This window comes from Methanothrix harundinacea 6Ac (assembly GCF_000235565.1).
In the GTDB taxonomy this organism is placed as follows: Archaea; Halobacteriota; Methanosarcinia; order Methanotrichales; family Methanotrichaceae; genus Methanocrinis; species Methanocrinis harundinaceus.
In genome coordinates, this window is sequence record NC_017527.1 from 1,565,082 (window position 1) to 1,579,528 (window position 14,447).

The 14,447-nt window shown below is 62.1% G+C and carries 19 protein-coding genes; 11 read left to right on the forward strand and 8 right to left on the reverse strand.

The window, feature by feature from the left end; translation table 11 throughout:
* Window positions 1-251 precede the first annotated feature (251 nt).
* Window positions 252-1,049, reverse strand: coding sequence for a 2-amino-3,7-dideoxy-D-threo-hept-6-ulosonate synthase (locus MHAR_RS07465; RefSeq protein WP_048144491.1), 798 nt, complete (start codon window positions 1,047-1,049; stop codon window positions 252-254).
* A 235-nt stretch (window positions 1,050-1,284) separates the two neighbouring features.
* On the opposite strand from MHAR_RS07465, the gene MHAR_RS07470 reads away from it, so the two are divergent.
* From MHAR_RS07470 to MHAR_RS07490, 6 genes are all read left to right on the forward strand, one after another.
* Complete coding sequence (locus MHAR_RS07470) at window positions 1,285-2,226, forward strand: sulfurtransferase (RefSeq protein WP_187287792.1); 942 nt, start codon at window positions 1,285-1,287, stop codon at window positions 2,224-2,226.
* Window positions 2,227-2,556: 330 nt separating this feature from the next.
* Window positions 2,557-2,988, forward strand: coding sequence for a helix-turn-helix domain-containing protein (locus MHAR_RS07475; RefSeq protein ID WP_048144492.1), 432 nt, complete (start codon window positions 2,557-2,559; stop codon window positions 2,986-2,988).
* A gap of 1 nt (window position 2,989) precedes the next feature.
* On the forward strand, window positions 2,990-3,325 hold the full coding sequence (locus tag MHAR_RS13950; RefSeq protein WP_014587005.1) for an L-2,4-diaminobutyric acid acetyltransferase: 336 nt from the start codon (window positions 2,990-2,992) through the stop codon (window positions 3,323-3,325).
* Window positions 3,283-3,552 carry a GNAT family N-acetyltransferase gene (locus MHAR_RS13955; protein WP_266335506.1) on the forward strand — a complete coding sequence of 90 codons (270 nt, stop codon included), beginning with the start codon at window positions 3,283-3,285 and terminating at the stop codon, window positions 3,550-3,552. Before MHAR_RS13950 ends, MHAR_RS13955 begins: the two co-directional genes overlap by 43 nt.
* A gap of 11 nt (window positions 3,553-3,563) precedes the next feature.
* Window positions 3,564-4,874, forward strand: a complete 1,311-nt coding sequence (gene ectB / locus MHAR_RS07485) for a diaminobutyrate--2-oxoglutarate transaminase (protein WP_048144921.1) — start codon at window positions 3,564-3,566, stop codon at window positions 4,872-4,874.
* The gene (locus tag MHAR_RS07490) at window positions 4,871-5,362 is read left to right on the forward strand and encodes an ectoine synthase (protein WP_014587008.1); all 492 of its coding nucleotides are present in this window, start codon (window positions 4,871-4,873) and stop codon (window positions 5,360-5,362) included. Before ectB ends, MHAR_RS07490 begins: the two co-directional genes overlap by 4 nt.
* Here MHAR_RS07490 and MHAR_RS07495 read toward each other — a convergent pair.
* Entirely contained in the window at window positions 5,350-5,673 is a 324-nt protein-coding gene (locus MHAR_RS07495) for a cupin domain-containing protein (RefSeq protein WP_014587009.1), read from the reverse strand. The genes MHAR_RS07490 and MHAR_RS07495 overlap by 13 nt on opposite strands.
* 198 nt (window positions 5,674-5,871) lie before the next feature.
* Here MHAR_RS07495 and MHAR_RS07500 point away from each other — a divergent pair, with 198 nt between their 5' ends.
* A complete protein-coding gene (locus tag MHAR_RS07500) occupies window positions 5,872-6,534 on the forward strand; it encodes a hypothetical protein (RefSeq protein ID WP_014587010.1) in 663 nt (220 codons plus the stop codon).
* Window positions 6,535-6,649: 115 nt separating this feature from the next.
* Here the strand turns inward: MHAR_RS07500 and MHAR_RS07505 are convergent, their stop codons facing one another.
* The 4 genes from MHAR_RS07505 to MHAR_RS07510 all read right to left on the reverse strand — a co-directional run bounded on the left by MHAR_RS07505 (window position 6,650) and on the right by MHAR_RS07510 (window position 9,014).
* Entirely contained in the window at window positions 6,650-7,099 is a 450-nt protein-coding gene (locus tag MHAR_RS07505; protein ID WP_014587011.1) for a hypothetical protein, read from the reverse strand.
* 746 nt (window positions 7,100-7,845) lie between these two features.
* On the reverse strand, window positions 7,846-8,013 hold the full coding sequence (locus tag MHAR_RS12915; protein WP_081472299.1) for an orotate phosphoribosyltransferase: 168 nt from the start codon (window positions 8,011-8,013) through the stop codon (window positions 7,846-7,848).
* A 4-nt stretch (window positions 8,014-8,017) separates the two neighbouring features.
* Window positions 8,018-8,140: a hypothetical protein gene (locus MHAR_RS14090; protein ID WP_266335507.1), complete on the reverse strand. Its 123-nt coding sequence runs from the start codon at window positions 8,138-8,140 to the stop codon at window positions 8,018-8,020.
* Window positions 8,141-8,255: 115 nt separating this feature from the next.
* On the reverse strand, window positions 8,256-9,014 hold the full coding sequence (locus tag MHAR_RS07510; RefSeq protein WP_014587012.1) for an alkaline phosphatase family protein: 759 nt from the start codon (window positions 9,012-9,014) through the stop codon (window positions 8,256-8,258).
* Between the two features lie 26 nt (window positions 9,015-9,040).
* Between MHAR_RS07510 and MHAR_RS07515 the strand changes: the two genes are divergently transcribed.
* The 4 genes from MHAR_RS07515 (at window position 9,041) to MHAR_RS07525 (ending at window position 12,893) form a co-directional block, all read left to right on the forward strand.
* Window positions 9,041-9,235, forward strand: coding sequence for a hypothetical protein (locus MHAR_RS07515; protein WP_048144493.1), 195 nt, complete (start codon window positions 9,041-9,043; stop codon window positions 9,233-9,235).
* Window positions 9,236-9,550: 315 nt separating this feature from the next.
* Entirely contained in the window at window positions 9,551-10,654 is a 1,104-nt protein-coding gene (locus MHAR_RS07520) for a DUF362 domain-containing protein (RefSeq protein WP_048144494.1), read from the forward strand.
* Window positions 10,655-10,670: 16 nt separating this feature from the next.
* Window positions 10,671-10,808 (forward strand): hypothetical protein, encoded by a 138-nt coding sequence (locus MHAR_RS13715; protein WP_187287793.1) that lies wholly within the window; start codon window positions 10,671-10,673, stop codon window positions 10,806-10,808.
* Between the two features lie 18 nt (window positions 10,809-10,826).
* Entirely contained in the window at window positions 10,827-12,893 is a 2,067-nt protein-coding gene (locus MHAR_RS07525; RefSeq protein ID WP_048144922.1) for an acetate--CoA ligase family protein, read from the forward strand.
* A 219-nt stretch (window positions 12,894-13,112) separates the two neighbouring features.
* Here the strand turns inward: MHAR_RS07525 and MHAR_RS07530 are convergent, their stop codons facing one another.
* Both MHAR_RS07530 and MHAR_RS07535 read right to left on the reverse strand, forming a co-directional pair.
* Entirely contained in the window at window positions 13,113-13,598 is a 486-nt protein-coding gene (locus MHAR_RS07530; protein ID WP_014587015.1) for a hypothetical protein, read from the reverse strand.
* A gap of 87 nt (window positions 13,599-13,685) precedes the next feature.
* Window positions 13,686-14,153: a hypothetical protein gene (locus tag MHAR_RS07535; RefSeq protein WP_014587016.1), complete on the reverse strand. Its 468-nt coding sequence runs from the start codon at window positions 14,151-14,153 to the stop codon at window positions 13,686-13,688.
* Window positions 14,154-14,447 lie beyond the last annotated feature (294 nt).

Sequence of the window (14,447 nt, forward strand, 5' to 3'; positions counted from 1 at the left end):
ATCTCTTTTCCTCCTCCTTGATAGCTTTCGTGATATAAGCACGTCCCTCCGCCGAGGCCTGGTCTCTGGAACCCGGGGATGTGATCGATCGGAATTAGGGGGAGGAAGAATAGGCAGGAGGATGGGAACGGGATCAGGACGATAGGCAATGGTCGGGGCTACCTACCCAAGGCATATCGCCGCAAGCGTTCTTTTAGTAGCTTTTTTAGGGATGGGTGGCCCGGGGCGGGCGGCCGTCCCCCCGTTCCCCTCTATCTTCCCATCTCCAGGGCCTCCTCCGCCGTCATCCCCCTGTGGACGATGGAGCAGATCTGCCTGGTGATGAGGGTCGGATCCCTGTGCTGGAAGACGTTCCGCCCGATGGCTACCCCCCGGGCTCCGGCGCCGATCGCCCCGGCGACCATCTCCAAAAACTCCGCCTCCGTCTCCGTCCTGGGCCCTCCGGCGATGACCAAGGGGACGGGGCAGCCATCCACCACCTCCCGGAAGGAGTCGGGGTCGCCGGAGTAGCTCGTCTTGACGACGTCCGCCCCAAGCTCCGCCCCCACCCTGGCGGCGTGGGCGATGTAATCGGCCCGGTGCTCGTCGTCGATCTTCTTCCCCCGGGGGTACATCATGGCGAGGAGCGGCATCCCCCACTCCTGGCACCGCCGGGCGGTCTCCCCCAGGGTCGACAGCATCCTCGCCTCGTCCTCGGCCCCCACGTTCACCTGGATGCTGACCCCGTCGGCTCCGATCTTCAGAGCCTCCTCCACCGTAGCCACCAGGACCTTGTTGTTGGGGTCGGGGCCGAGGTTCGTCGAGGCCGAGAGGTGGAGGATCAGACCCAGGTCCCGGCCGTACCCCCGGTGGCCGAAGGTGGCCGCCCCCTTGTGGACGACGGCGGCGTCGGCCCCCCCCGCGGCGACGAGGTCCGCCGCCTCCCTGACGTTCTTGATCCCCCGGATCGGCCCGACGGTGACGCCGTGGTCCATGGGGATGATCACCGTCCTATCCGTCTCCCTGTTGAAGATCCTCTCCATCCTGACCGACTTTCCTATCAAAGCCATCTCTCCTCATCTTGATGTATTTTTACGTACATTAAAGTACTTTATCGGCCTCTGATGGACATTATTTTTAGTATTTATAAGTTCCCGTTCATCGTCTCGCCAGGCTGAAATACCATCGATGTATCTCCCTCCGGATCGGGGAGTGATCATCATCGAGAATAGTAGATCGATTCCAACTCGGGAGGGCGGCGGCCGGATATCGGGGGGGCTCCTCAGATCCGCCATCTCGTTTATCATGTTTTTCGCGGTCCTCACCAGCATCAGCTCTGCTGGGGGGAATATGAACTGCCCGGACTGCCCGGACTGGTCAAATTTTGACGCCTGGTGGGCGAGATACCATAAAAACCCTGCCGCAGCGGAGCCCTCTACCCCCCAGGCGGCGCGGACTCAGGCCGTCGAGGCGAGGAACAGCTCTGAGGAGGTCGAGGTGGAGAGGGGAGAGTATCCCGTGGCTTCGATCCTGATCCGTCCTGGGGACGACCTAGAGGGAAGGGTCCTCCTGGACGCCCGCTCCCCCGAGGATTATGAGAGGGGGCACCTCCCGGGGGCGAGGAACCTCTACTGGAGGTCCCTCAGGGCAGGAGACGTCCTGGACCTGGAGGTGGCGGCGGGAGAGCTCCGGCGGCTGGGGGTGAACGAGACCGACTCGATCGTCGTCTATGGGAGAGGTGACGACTCGGCCTACCTCTTCTGGGCCCTCGATTACCTCGGCCACCAGGACCTCAGCCTTCTGGACGGGGACGTGGAGGCCTTCCCCGAGGTCGGGCTGGTCCAGAACTCCCCGGAGCCGGCGCCTTCCAACTACACCCCCTCCCTGAGGCCGGAGCTCCTGGTCAACGAGTCGATCCTCAAGGAGGCGCAAGGGAGCGTCAGGGTCCAGATCGTCGACACCAGGTCCAGCTACTCCGACCGCGCCGCATCCCGCATATCAAACTCCATGTACTTCAAGCCGGAGGAGATCTACTCCGACCCTGAGGCCCGGACCCTCAAGAGCCCCGAGGAGCTCGATCAGCTCTTCCTCCGCCGGGGGCTTGAAGATCGGATGGTCCAGATCGTCTACGGGACCCCGGAGGCCTGCGGCTTATACGTCGCTCTGAAGGCGATGGGGTACCGGGCGACGGTCCTCGACGGCACCTGGTGGAAGAGGACCGAGTTCGCTGTCAGCTCCCTATCCTGAGGCTCCTTGCGCCCCTCTTCTCCGAGGGGCAAGGGGTAGGAGGCTGCCTCCGGGGGATGGAATGGCGGAGGAGAGTTTGGGGACGGGAATCCCTTTGAGGGAGGAGAGGAGAAGGCCGGGGCTTCGCGGCCGAGGCCTTCTGGTCTATGAGGTTTTTCACCTTGCACCCAGGGGCCATTCCGACGAGGGCTCCGGGGTCTCTGCCCTTCTCTCGGGAGCAGATGTAACTTCCTTTCCGCGGCCCAGGATAAATAAATTGTGGTTAACTGAACGCAAGATTACTTGTTTAGAACCAAACACTTAATATGTATTAATTTCGACCGTATATCCATGCCCAGGCCTGAACAGGTCTCCATAAGGAGATGTATGCCCTCCGAGGAGCTCGACGCCAGGATAAGGAGGCTGGAGAGATGCGTTGGGGTCCTGAGGAGGCTGCACTTCATAAGATACCGTTACCAGGGGCTCAGCGTTGAGGCATCGGCCCACCTCGTCGGCGTCACCAGGAGCGTAGGATATACCTGGCAGAGGAGGTGGAACGACGGCGGCTATGAAGGGCTCAAGCCGAGGCACGGGGGCGGAAGGCCTCCGAAGCTCTCGGCGGCAGAGAGGGAGACGCTGGCGATGCTCCTCCGCCAGAGGGGCCCCTCGAGGACGGGTGAGGTGAGAGATCTCCTCCGAGGCGAGTTCGGGGTGGAGTACACCTCGAAACAGATACGGATAATCCTGAAGGGGCTCGGCGTTGAGACCACCCGGAGCCGTTAGAATGGGACCCGGATCAGACGGCGGATCCTTCAGGGGGGGGCCAGAGGCGGGGGGCCTGGCGACGGCAAAGGAGGTCGTCCTCCGGAGGCCGGAGGTCTCCGACGGGGCGAAGATATGCGCCCTCGCGAAGGAGACCCCGCCCCTGGATAAAAACTCCGCCTACAGCTATCTCCTCCTCTGTCGCCACTTCGCCGATACCTGCAGCGTAGCCGAAGAGGACGGCGAGATCGTCGGTTTCCTCACCGGATATCTTCCTCCCGATCGGGGGGGGTCTTCTTCGTATGGCAGTTGGCGGTGGACCCTCGGAGGAGGGGTTGCGGCCTCGGGAAGCTCCTGATCCGGGAGGTTCTGTCGAGGCCGGCCTTGACGGGCTGCAGGTTTCTGGAGACGACGATAACCCCCTCCAACGAAGCCTCTCGGAGGCTCTTTCTCTCCCTGGCCAGGGATCAGGAGGCGAGATGCAGAGTGACCTCCTTCTTCTCCGAGGAGGATTTTGGCGGAGAAAACCACGAAGCGGAAGACCTCTTCCGCATAGGACCGTTACAGCTTCAACGGGTGATATAATTATGAACGATATGAGCACCATCAATCGTCTTGAGTCAAAGGTTCGAAGCTACTGCCGCCACTTCCCCGTGGTCTTCACAAAGGCCAGGGGGGCGACCCTGGAGGACGAGGGGGGAAATGTGTACATCGACTTTCTCGCCGGCGCCGGAGCCCTCAACTACGGCCACAATGACCCGGCTCTGAAGGCGAAGCTCCTCGATTACATCGAGGCGGACCAGATAGTCCACGGCCTGGACATGGCCACGGGGGCGAAGCAGGCCTTCATGGAGGCCTTCGAGTCCCTGATCCTCTCGCCCCGGAGGATGAGGTACAAGATGCAATTTACGGGCCCGACGGGGACGAACGCCGTCGAGGCGGCGATGAAGATAGCCCGGAACTTCACCGACCGCCAGACGATCGTCTCCTTCACCAACGGCTTTCACGGCGTCACCCTGGGGTCGGTCGCTGCCACCGGAAACAGCCACTTCCGGGATGGGTGCGGGATGCAGCCCCAGGGGACGGCCTTCATGCCCTACGACGGCTACATGGGCGACGGAATAGACACCACCGAGTACCTGGACAAGATGCTCGCCGATGGGAGCAGCGGCCTCGACCATCCGGCGGCCGTCATCGTCGAGACGGTCCAGGGCGAGGGGGGGATCAACGTGGCGAGGAATGAATGGCTCCGCTCCCTGGAGGCGGTCTGCCGGAAGCACGGCATCCTCCTGATCGTCGACGAGATCCAGGCGGGGTGCGGAAGGACCGGGACCTTCTTCAGCTTCGAGGAGGCGGGGATATCCCCGGATATCATAACCCTCTCCAAGTCCCTCAGCGGCTACGGCCTTCCCCTCTCCCTGGTCCTGATGAAGCCGGAGCTCGACCAGTGGAAGCCGGGGGAGCACAACGGGACCTTCCGGGGAAACAACCTCGCCTTCGTCACCGCCAGGGCTGCCCTGGAGGAGTACTGGAGGGACGGATCCTTCGAGAGGGAGGTGAGGAGGAAGGGCGGGATCGTCCGGGAGAGGCTGGAGAGGCTCGTCGACCTGGACGAGAGGGGCGTCCTCTCCGCCCGGGGGAGGGGGATGATGCAGGCCCTCGACTGCACCATCGGCGAACTTGCCACCCGGATTTCGGCCCTCGCCTTCGAGAAGGGGCTGATCATGGAGACCTCCGGATCCGATGACCAGGTCTTAAAGTGCCTCATGCCTCTCACCATCAGCGACGAAGAGCTGGAGCGGGGGCTCTCCATCCTGGAGGAGTCGGTGATCGAGGCATTATCGGAGATCCCCGAGGAGGCTCTGGATAAAGATGGTGAGAAGCTCTGGATGGAGGTTCTGGCATGATCGTGAGGAGGCTCTCGGAGGCGGAGAGGACCGGCCGGAGGGTGGTGGCCGCAAACTGGGAGAGCACCCGACTCCTCCTGAAGGGGGATGGGATGGGCTTCTCCTTTCACATAACCACCATCTATCCGGGGACTGAGACCCTCATCTGTTACAAAAATCACCTCGAATCGGTCTACTGCCTCGAGGGCGAAGGGGAGGTGGAGGTCCTGGAGGGGGGCGAGGCCAGGGAGGGGTTCGACCTCCGGAGGTCTGATGCCAGAGGCGACGGAGGCGGCGGCGCAGGCGGAAGAGTTTTCAAGATCGCCCCCGGCACCATCTACGCCCTGGACCGGCACGACCGCCACCTCCTCCGGGCCAAAACCCCCCTCAGGCTCGCCTGCGTCTTCAATCCGCCCCTCCGCGGAAGGGAGGTCCACGACGAGGAGGGGGCCTACCCCCTGGAGGCGGAGGAGGGGGCGGAGAGGTGGTCCGGGATTCAGGGGATGTAGTCGGTCCGGATGGGGGAGAAGATCTCGACGGCAACGGAATCTTCAAGGATAAGGGCGCCATGCTCGACGCCACCGGGTATGCACCAGCTATCCCCTCGTTCTGCCTCGAACTCCTCTGAGCCGATGGAGAGGAGCATTCTGCCCGAGACCATATACCCCGTCTGCTCTTGGGGGTGGCTGTGCTGGGGAAGGTGGCTTCCCCGAGAGAGCCTGAACTCCGTGAGGAGGCTTTCCTTCCCGTAAACCAGGGTCTTCTGGCTTATCCCCGCCAGGGGCTGCCTATACCCTTCATCCTCGCCTTTGTAAAACATGCTCTCACCTCTTTGGTATATTTCGGCTCCAATCGTCGAAGCCTTCTTTCTCCCCCGCTGAAAGGGGGGTCGTCGGCCAAGTCGGCCCTATCGCCAGATCTCCGGCTTTACCCAGCGGGCAGATGGCGGACCTCTAACCGGTCCGGAGGACCCATATAGCCTCACCCCTTATTATCGCCTCGCCTTGGAGGTGGGGCGATGAAGATGGTCGATAGTACCCTGGAGATCTGCGGCTCGGAAGGTGATTTGAGCTGCGGAAGCTGTGAACTCCATCGAGGGCTGATCTGCCGGGAGGATCGAGGAGAGCGGAGGCTCTTCGTCCTGAGCCAGCTTCCCTTCTTCTTCCTCTCCTTCTCGGGGATGGGGGCGGTGGGAGCCGCCACGGGGGTCTGGTGGCCCCTCCTGGCTTATTCGATGGCAGGAGTAGCATTTCTCGGCCCCGTGGGGATGGCCGCCCTCTGCCGCCACTGCCCCCATTACTCCAGGGGCGGCACCCGCCTCCGCTGCATCGGGCCTAACCCCTTCCCCAAGCTCTTCTCACCCCGCCTCCAGCCTATGAGCGGCTTCGAGAGGGGCGTCGTCATCCTCTTCATAGCCTTCATCCTCCTCTTCCCGATCGTCGTCCAGGGTTATGGAGCCTGGCAGCTCTCGGGGAGGGGGCCGGCGCCTCTCGGGATCGCATTGGCGGGGCTGGGAACGGCCCTGGCCGCCCTCCATCTCCTCCGGACCCTCACCCTCCATTTCTGTCCCCGGTGTGTCAACTTCTCCTGCCCCCTAAATCGGGCTCCCAAGGCCCTCATTGATCGTTATCTGGAGAAGAATCCGCTAGTTGGGGCCGCCATGGATACGGAGGGCCGATAGAGGGGCAGAGGGCCATCGCCCCCGGAATTCCGGAGGAACGAACGGCTAGGGGACCGGGTCCGTTTGAAGCAGGAATGGAAGAAGAGGTCCCCCGCAGCATCTGAGGCGGAGGGGGCTAAAGCCCGCCCTCGGCCTTCCAGGAGGCGTCTTTGAATACCGTTCCCGGATACTTGACCTCGGAGGTGAGCTCCTCGGTCACCAGGCGGTACTGCCTCTGGGTTCTGTTGCCGCGCCGCTCGAGGACGCCGTCGTAGAACATCCTCGATAGGTATGTAGATACGGTGCTGAGCTTTATGTCGTCGGATACGGTCTCATACCGGTCCCTCAGCTCGTTCGATGAGAACCAGGAGTCAGGAAACTCCTCCCGGATGAAGATCTCCAGCCTGTCTCTGAGGGTACGGCTGTTCTCTGATTTGGGGAACGGCACCTCTGGCATCTGATCTGAGCCTTCAGAGAATACGCCAGCTGCGGTCAAGAAATCGATGACCCTCTCTCGGACTATGGCCCCCTCGAATACGTGCGTGGACCTCATGCCCTTATCTTCGATCTCGATCTTGACCTTCATCCAACCCACCCCCTCACGCGAGGGCTGACGGGACTTCCGCTGGCATGGAGAAGCCCGGCAGATGGATGGAAGATCCTCTGGAGTGGCAGGACTAAACCGGGCCCTGTCTCCCTTGATCTGAGAACCCTTCCTTCGGCTTCATCGGCCGCTGAGTGATGAAGGGCGAACCGGGATGGGAGCCGTCTCGGAAAGCTCCATCTCGATCCGCCCACCCCCCTTCATTGCTATCTCCCTTACCATTCACAGATGTAAATGTGAACTTGGAGCTCCCGGATTCATCCCTGAGTCGCTCCAAAGACAGAGCAAAACCCCGGATCCTGCCTCCCCTTCACTTCCCCTACCAATGAAGAACCACCGCCCCCTTCAAAGCGGAGGTCCCCCCTTCATTGCTCTGTGATCAGACAGGATCCGAATTTGCTTCTGCAATCATCCCTTGTGTTATATTGGTATATAAACCTTTCTGAGTGTAGGGAGATGTAGTAGCCAAGTTAAAACCGATAAAGATGGTCTAATTTCAAATTTAAGCCGAATAAACAGGTTTAACTATGTTCACAAGGCCTCAAATAGGCTTCGGATATGGACAGTCCCAACATGAGGCGATCGATGATCTAAAAACAAATTAAATCAGGAGGATTCCTCTGCGACCCCAGGAGAGATGGTGAATATCTCAAAAAGTCCTCTGGCCGCCACCATCGAAGATAAATTGGGGTCGGGAGGGGCCTTACCATCGCAGGGGATAGGCCGCCTCAGTCCTGCCCCCCGAGGAGGTCGCCGGCCCGCCGACCGCCAGCGCACTGGCGGCATACCCCGGAGCCCGGGTCGAGACATCGCGCGCAGACGAGCCCCCCACAGAGCTGGCAGGTGAAGAGCTTTCCCGCCGCGCCGCATGAGCTGCAGATCCCCAAAAGTTCCATGGTATCAAGACGCCTGATGCAGTTCGAAGTACTCCTCCACCAGCCAGTCGCCGATCTCTTTCATATACTTGCGCCTCCGCTCGTCCTCCAGAGCGGCCTGGTAGATCTCGGATAGGTCTTCGTACATGGATGTCCAGAGGGCTGGCAAGAACCCATTTAAATCTATCGCGACCCCCGGAGGCGCCCTTTTTGGGGATTATCTCCTCGCTGGAGGGGTAGCGGAGCCCCCCGGGACGGCGGTTTCAGCCCAACCCCCTCCACCAGAGGATCAGGGCCACTGACCCCGAGTCGAAGACCCCCTGGAGCTTTCCGGCATGGATGGGGTGGTCCCCGCAGACCATCAAAATCGCCCTTTCCGAGATCGCCGCAGCCATCTCTCCGATGAGGCCATCGATGGCGGATGCTGCCTCCCGGATCTCCTCGATCCCCCCGCCCCGATGCGCCGCCCGGTCGATCCCGACGAAGTGGGCGACGAGGACCCTCGGGTCTCCTTCCAGGGCCTCGATAGACCGGGCCAGGATCTGCCGGTCGAAGTCGGGGGCACTGAGGGCCCGGGGGACGCCGAGGGCGATCTCGACGAAGCCCTGGAAGGTCCGGGCCCCCTCCTCCTCCATCACCACCGCCGATCGGACCCCCTCGGAGCCCGCCCACTCCAGGAGGCTTCTGATCTCCGATTCGGAGGCCTGGCTGGTGTTGCTGATCCCGTGGTTTTGGGGTAGGAGGCCCGTGAGGATCGAGGCGATGGCCGGCGTCGTGGAGGTCGCGACCGCCTCGGCCTCGAGGAGGAGCCCCTCCCTCGCCATCTTCCTCATATTCGGCAGGTAGGGCTCCAGGGACGTGTAGAGGCCGTAGCCGAGGCTGTCGACGATGGCGAGGGCGACGCGGTCGCAGTCCCACCCCTCCACCCCGCCGATCGGCCTCCCGTCGATGGGAGGGGTCTTCACCCCCAGGACCCGGGCCATGGTGGGGGCGACGTCCACGAGCTTGATGGATCTTGACATCTTCAGCCTTTCCCAATAGGGTGGTCATGCCTCTGGAGCTGCCGGATCCCTACCGGTCCACCCCCACCGATCTCCTTCCCTCGCCAGGGCCCAGCCTCGCCCTTCCCGTCCCCCTCACCGCCGGAGGAAGTGCTCTTTATTCTCCAGCCATTTTGGCGACTTCCCTAGAGCTGATCTCCCGGGCGATGGGCTCCTCGGGGATGAGCCGGAGCTGCTGCTGAAAGATCCGCCAGCTCTCAGAGGAAGGCAGCGGTCGAGATTCAAATCGCCCCTCTCGTCGGATCTGTAGCCATTTGTGATCCCCATAGATGAAATAGGTTTGGCAGCATTGGGATGTTGAGAACCTTTAGATTTCATTACCCTGGCCGGATCTGCCGGATTTTATAGGCCCTTTTGCCTCAGATGGCCGAGGGGGCGGGAGAGCCCGGCCTCGGAGCCCCCCAAGAAAATATCCCGGGGCACAGGGCCCCTCCCGACCCGAGATCCCAAAGGGCTTATCTGGAAGGAGACGAGATCAGGGCGGGGGCGGATCTATTATGATGTCAGATGTATATTTTACTCCCCTGAGGGCTGAAGGCCCCAAGGAGGGAGAGGGGGGGCGGGTCCGGGGCCTATTTGAGGCGGCGGGTTTTGAAGCTCTGATCCGGGAGGGAGACCTGACGGCGATAAAGCTCCACTTCGGGGAGCAGGGAAACGAGACCTACGTGAGGCCGGCCTTCGTCCGTCCGGTCGTCGATAAGGTGAAGGAGGTCGGAGGGAGGCCCTTTCTCACCGACACCGCCACTCTCTACGGCGGGAGCAGAAAGGACGCCGTCGGCCACCTCCTGACGGCCCTGGCCCACGGTTTTGATCTTTCGTCGGCGGGAGCGCCCCTGATAATCGCCGACGGCCTCTCCGGGAAGAACTTCGTCGAGGTGGAGATCGGAGGAAGGCACCTCCAGGGGGTGAAGATCGCCGGGGATCTGGCGGCGGCGGCCTCGATGATCGTCCTCTCCCACTTCAAGGGCCACTCCATGGCGGGCTTCGGAGGCGCCATCAAGAACCTGGGGATGGGGTGCGCTCCCCCCTCGGGCAAAGCCGATCAGCACTGGGCCTCAAAGCCCGCCGTGGCGGAGGAGGGATGTACAGGGTGCGGGAGGTGCGCTTCCCTCTGCTCCAGATCCGCTATCGTCCTGGAGGTGGGGAAGGCCTGGGTCGACCCCGAGGTCTGCACCGGCTGCGGCGCCTGCCTCGCCTGTCCGGAGGGGGCGATGGATCTGGACTGGGAGAGGATGCCGATCTTCATCCAGCGGCTCGTCGAGTACGCCCTGGGAGCCGTTTCCGGCAAGGTGGGAAGGCTTGGGTTCATCAACTTCGTCATGGATGTCACCCCGGAGTGCGACTGCGCGCCCTGGAGCGACCCACCCATCGTCCCCGACGTGGGGATCCTCGCCTCGAAGGACCCCGTGGCCGTCGATGCGGCGAGCCTCGATCTGGTCAACTCCCAGGAGGGGATCGCGTCCTCAGCGTTGCAGTCCCATCTCCGACGGGGCGAGGATAAGTTCAGGGGCTTATGGCCGAAGGTGGACGGAAGCCTCCAGATAAGATACGGCGAGGAGATGGGCCTTGGGTCCTCCCGATACCGGCTGATCGAGATCTGAATCCTCGGCCAAGAGTTTGAAGGCGAAGGAGGTCTCCAGGGTGCTGGGATCGAGGGTTCGGGGGTCGGGGCGGAAGGATAAAACGCCGAGGACCCTGAGGGCGGCGGTGGCAACACTTTTGAATCTACAGGGAGACCTGATACCTGCTATTTGAGCTATGGAGAGGAAGAAGATGGTAGATCTGTTCACGGAGGTTGCTGGCCGGGCGGAGGCGGAGGATAGAAGATACCTGATGGAGCACGAGGTGAAGGCCGTCCTCGAGGGGCTGGGGATCTCGACGACGGGGTCGGGGGTCGCCCGATCCGAAGAGGAGGCGGTCGGGATGGCGGAGGCTATCGGCTACCCCGTCGTCCTCAAGATCGCCTCCCCGGAGGTGGTCCACAAGTCCGACGCCGGCGGGGTGAAGCTGGACCTGAAGGGGCCCGAGGAGGTGGGGAGGGCCTACGCTGAGATGGTGGAGGCGTTCCGAGGAAAGGAGATCTTCGGGGTCTCCGTCCAGAGGATGGCCCCGCCGGGGACCGAGGCGATCGTGGGGGTCGCCCGGGACCCCACCTTCGGCCCGATCCTGATGTTCGGCCTCGGCGGGATCTTCGTCGAGATCCTCCGGGACGTGTCGCTGCGGTCGATCCCCATCACCGAGGCCGACGCCGAGGATATGATACGGGGGATAAAGGGGCGGCCCCTCCTGGAGGGATACCGAGGCCGTTCCGCGGATATTCCGGCCCTCAAGGCCCTCCTTCTGGAGATATCCGACCTGGTGGTGAGACACCCGGAGATCGGAGAGATGGACTTGAACCCCGTCATCCTCTACCCCGAGGGGTACGCCGTGGTGGACGCGAGGATCATCATCGGCGAGGTGCCCGAGCCATCCGCCGAGGCCCCTCCGAAGGTCCAGGACCTCCACGACCTCTTCTATCCGAGGAGCATCGCCGTCATCGGAGCCTCGGGGACGAGGGGAAAGCTCGGCTGGAACGTCTTCTGCAACCTGATCAACCACGACTTTCAGGGGGAGCTCTACCCCATCAACCCCCGGGCCGAGTCGATCATGGGGATAAAGGCCTACCCGCGGATCAGCGCCGTCAAAAAGCCGATCGACGTCGCCGTCATCCTCGTCCAGGCGTCGATGACCCCGGAGGTGGTGAAGGAGTGCTGCGACTCCGGCGTCAAGTACGTCATCGTCGAGTCGGCGGGCTTCGCCGAGATGGGGGAGGCGGGGCGGCGGATCGAGGAGGAGATGAAGGCGATCACCGACGCCTACGGCGTCCGGCTCCTGGGCCCCAACTGCTCGGGGATAATAAACACCCACTGCAGCATGGTCCAGTCGATCGGGATCGTCGACGCCCTCTCGAAGGGGAACATCGGCCTCATCTCCCAGGCGGGGGTCTGCGCCGCCGGGATGCTCTGGGGGCTGCGGCACATCATGGACTTCGGGATCGTGGCGACGATCGGAAATAAGCTCGACATCAACGAGACGGATATGCTGGAGGCTGTGAGCGCAGACGAGAACGTCGAGGTCGTCTGCATGTACCTGGAGTCGGTGAAAGGGGGAAGACGGTTCATCGACGCGGCCAGGAGGATAACAAGAGAGAAGCCGATCATCGCCCTCAAGTCCGGCCGGACCGAGGCGGGGAAGAGGGCGGTCGCTTCCCACACCGCCTCCATCGCCGGCGACGACCTCGTCTACAGCGCCGTCTTCTCCCAGGCCGGGGTGATCAGGGCGAGGGACTACGAGCACATGTTCAACCTGGCGAGGGCGGTCTCTAAGCAGCCCTTCCCCGAGAAGGACGGGGTCTTCATCATCACCTACGCCGGGTCCCTGGGGGTCATCTCCGCCGACGCCGTCATCGACGAGGGGATGAGGCTCTCGGAGCTGGAGCCCTCTCTCAAGGAGAGGCTGCTGGCCCTCCTGCCGGAGTACGTCGGCGGGACGAACCCCGTCGACTACACCTTCAGCATGGACGCCGAGACGGTGAAGAGGACGATCGAGATCGGGGTCGAGAGCGAGGACGTGGGAAGCTTCATCGTCATCCTCCAGGCGGAGATCCTCGGAAGCTACGTCGCGCCCCTGGGCGGAATCGACTATGGGGGCAAACCGATCATGGTCTGCGTCGCAGGAAAGGAGTTCGCCATGGAGGACGTCATCAAGATGGAGAACGCCGGGATCCCTGTCTATCAGACCCCCGAGCAGTGCGCCGACGCCATATCGGTGATGTACAGGCACTGGCAGTCTTCGAGATGATCGCTGGACCTTCCGGGGGTCGGAGCCGATCGGATCCGGGGGGCAACTGCCCCCCAATCGAGAACCTCGGGCCCGATTCGTTCGGTCCCGATCGATCGGCTCCATCGACCGGACCGAAAGATGGGATCCGTGGATCAGGCCTGGATATCCGCTTCTGCTGGTCACTTCGGCTTTACAGGTCTTTTACGTCCCACCGTCATATCTGTCCGATGGGCCGGGTCAATACATCTTCTGGACGTCCTGGGGCACCGTCCACTCTCCACCCTCGAAGACCTTCACGGAGGATCGGTTCGTTGCATACTCCATAGTTCGAGTCCAGTTCTTGCTGGACTGCAGAGTCTCCGGGTTGATCATCCTTCTGTACCTGGGGCTCAAGGCGGAGGCCGACTCGTTCCCCGTCGATAGGCTCGCTTTCGCCATCTCCTCGGCGAGCCCTCTCGCCACCTTCCCCAGGACGGCGGGGGCCTTCGAGGACCCTCCCAGAGACGCCGGAGTTCTGAAGATCTCCGAGCCGAAGTAGGGGTAATACTGGCTGTAGTCGACCCTCGATGGCGCGCCCCCGGAGAAGAATATGGGGTCGGAGAAGTAGCTCCTCCACTCAGAGAGGCTGGGCCCGGTCCCGGGGTCGAGGTAGTCGCCGCCCGCCTCTCCAGCCGCCAGAAGAAAGGCAGCAGCGACTAAAATCGAAATACGGCTTGAAATCATATCCAGATCACTCTCCCAGGAGGGGAGTTATCCCGGCTCCGATTTAAATTCTTTTCCCGGCAAATTACAGGATGATCTCCTCGCAGGTCACCGCCGCGAGATCCTCATGACGCAGCCCTCGTCCATCTCCTCGACCTCCAGGTTCATCCCCAGGTCGGCGAAGACCTTCCTCCAGTGGCTCTCGATGCAGGTCTTGCAGTGCTGCTTTGCGACGAGCCCCGCCCCCAGGCGGGCGAAGGCGTTGATCCCTTCCTTGATGGCGCACCTCTCCCGCCGGATCTCCGCCCAGCCGTCCCCCTCCTCCACCGAGACGGCGGAGCCGAAGAGGTTCTTGTCGTTGGTGGCGACGGCGATGGCGAGGTCCTTCGGCTCGGATATATCGAGCCTTTTGAAGGTGTCCGCCACCTGGTGGGCTCCCATATCCTGGAACTCACGAAGACCCTTTTTGCCGAGCCGCTTTGCTACATAGCCGCTGCTTCCGTAGAAGCTTCCCAGCCACATCGCCACCACCCGCTGCTGGATCTGCTCGACGGGGATCTCGGGAACGTCGGTCATGATGGCGGTTCGGACGGGAGGTGATATAACCCTTCCGAGGGGCCAGGGGGGCGACCTTCTCCGCCGCCGTCGGCCTCGTTAGTAAGGCTTATTGTTGTCTTATGGCTCTGATAGTAAACATAATAGTTAACTATAGTCTATTTGTACATAAGTTAAGCGGCGATAGTTATCGATATCTTCAAAATTTATAGACAATATTATAATATAATCAATAAAGATCGTCGGGAATGCTTAAATAGTTTCCGAGGAAAAATTGCCAAGGTAAAATCTTCTGGAGGATCCGGAAGGAAGGCG

Excerpts from the sequence above, each read along its gene's own strand:
- MHAR_RS07465 (WP_048144491.1), bottom strand. The coding sequence starts at position 1,049 with ATGGCTTTGATAGGAAAGTCGGTCAGGATGGAGAGGATCTTCAACAGG.
- MHAR_RS07470 (WP_187287792.1), top strand. The coding sequence starts at position 1,285 with ATGTTTTTCGCGGTCCTCACCAGCATCAGCTCTGCTGGGGGGAATATG.
- MHAR_RS07475 (WP_048144492.1), top strand. The coding sequence starts at position 2,557 with ATGCCCAGGCCTGAACAGGTCTCCATAAGGAGATGTATGCCCTCCGAG.
- MHAR_RS13950 (WP_014587005.1), top strand. The coding sequence starts at position 2,990 with ATGGGACCCGGATCAGACGGCGGATCCTTCAGGGGGGGGCCAGAGGCG.
- ectB (WP_048144921.1), top strand. The coding sequence starts at position 3,564 with ATGAGCACCATCAATCGTCTTGAGTCAAAGGTTCGAAGCTACTGCCGC.
- MHAR_RS07490 (WP_014587008.1), top strand. The coding sequence starts at position 4,871 with ATGATCGTGAGGAGGCTCTCGGAGGCGGAGAGGACCGGCCGGAGGGTG.
- MHAR_RS07495 (WP_014587009.1), bottom strand. The coding sequence starts at position 5,673 with ATGTTTTACAAAGGCGAGGATGAAGGGTATAGGCAGCCCCTGGCGGGG.
- MHAR_RS07500 (WP_014587010.1), top strand. The coding sequence starts at position 5,872 with ATGAAGATGGTCGATAGTACCCTGGAGATCTGCGGCTCGGAAGGTGAT.
- MHAR_RS07505 (WP_014587011.1), bottom strand. The coding sequence starts at position 7,099 with ATGAAGGTCAAGATCGAGATCGAAGATAAGGGCATGAGGTCCACGCAC.
- MHAR_RS12915 (WP_081472299.1), bottom strand. The coding sequence starts at position 8,013 with ATGGAACTTTTGGGGATCTGCAGCTCATGCGGCGCGGCGGGAAAGCTC.
- MHAR_RS14090 (WP_266335507.1), bottom strand. The coding sequence starts at position 8,140 with ATGTACGAAGACCTATCCGAGATCTACCAGGCCGCTCTGGAGGACGAG.
- MHAR_RS07510 (WP_014587012.1), bottom strand. The coding sequence starts at position 9,014 with ATGTCAAGATCCATCAAGCTCGTGGACGTCGCCCCCACCATGGCCCGG.
- MHAR_RS07515 (WP_048144493.1), top strand. The coding sequence starts at position 9,041 with ATGCCTCTGGAGCTGCCGGATCCCTACCGGTCCACCCCCACCGATCTC.
- MHAR_RS07520 (WP_048144494.1), top strand. The coding sequence starts at position 9,551 with ATGATGTCAGATGTATATTTTACTCCCCTGAGGGCTGAAGGCCCCAAG.
- MHAR_RS07525 (WP_048144922.1), top strand. The coding sequence starts at position 10,827 with ATGGTAGATCTGTTCACGGAGGTTGCTGGCCGGGCGGAGGCGGAGGAT.
- MHAR_RS07530 (WP_014587015.1), bottom strand. The coding sequence starts at position 13,598 with ATGATTTCAAGCCGTATTTCGATTTTAGTCGCTGCTGCCTTTCTTCTG.
- MHAR_RS07535 (WP_014587016.1), bottom strand. The coding sequence starts at position 14,153 with ATGACCGACGTTCCCGAGATCCCCGTCGAGCAGATCCAGCAGCGGGTG.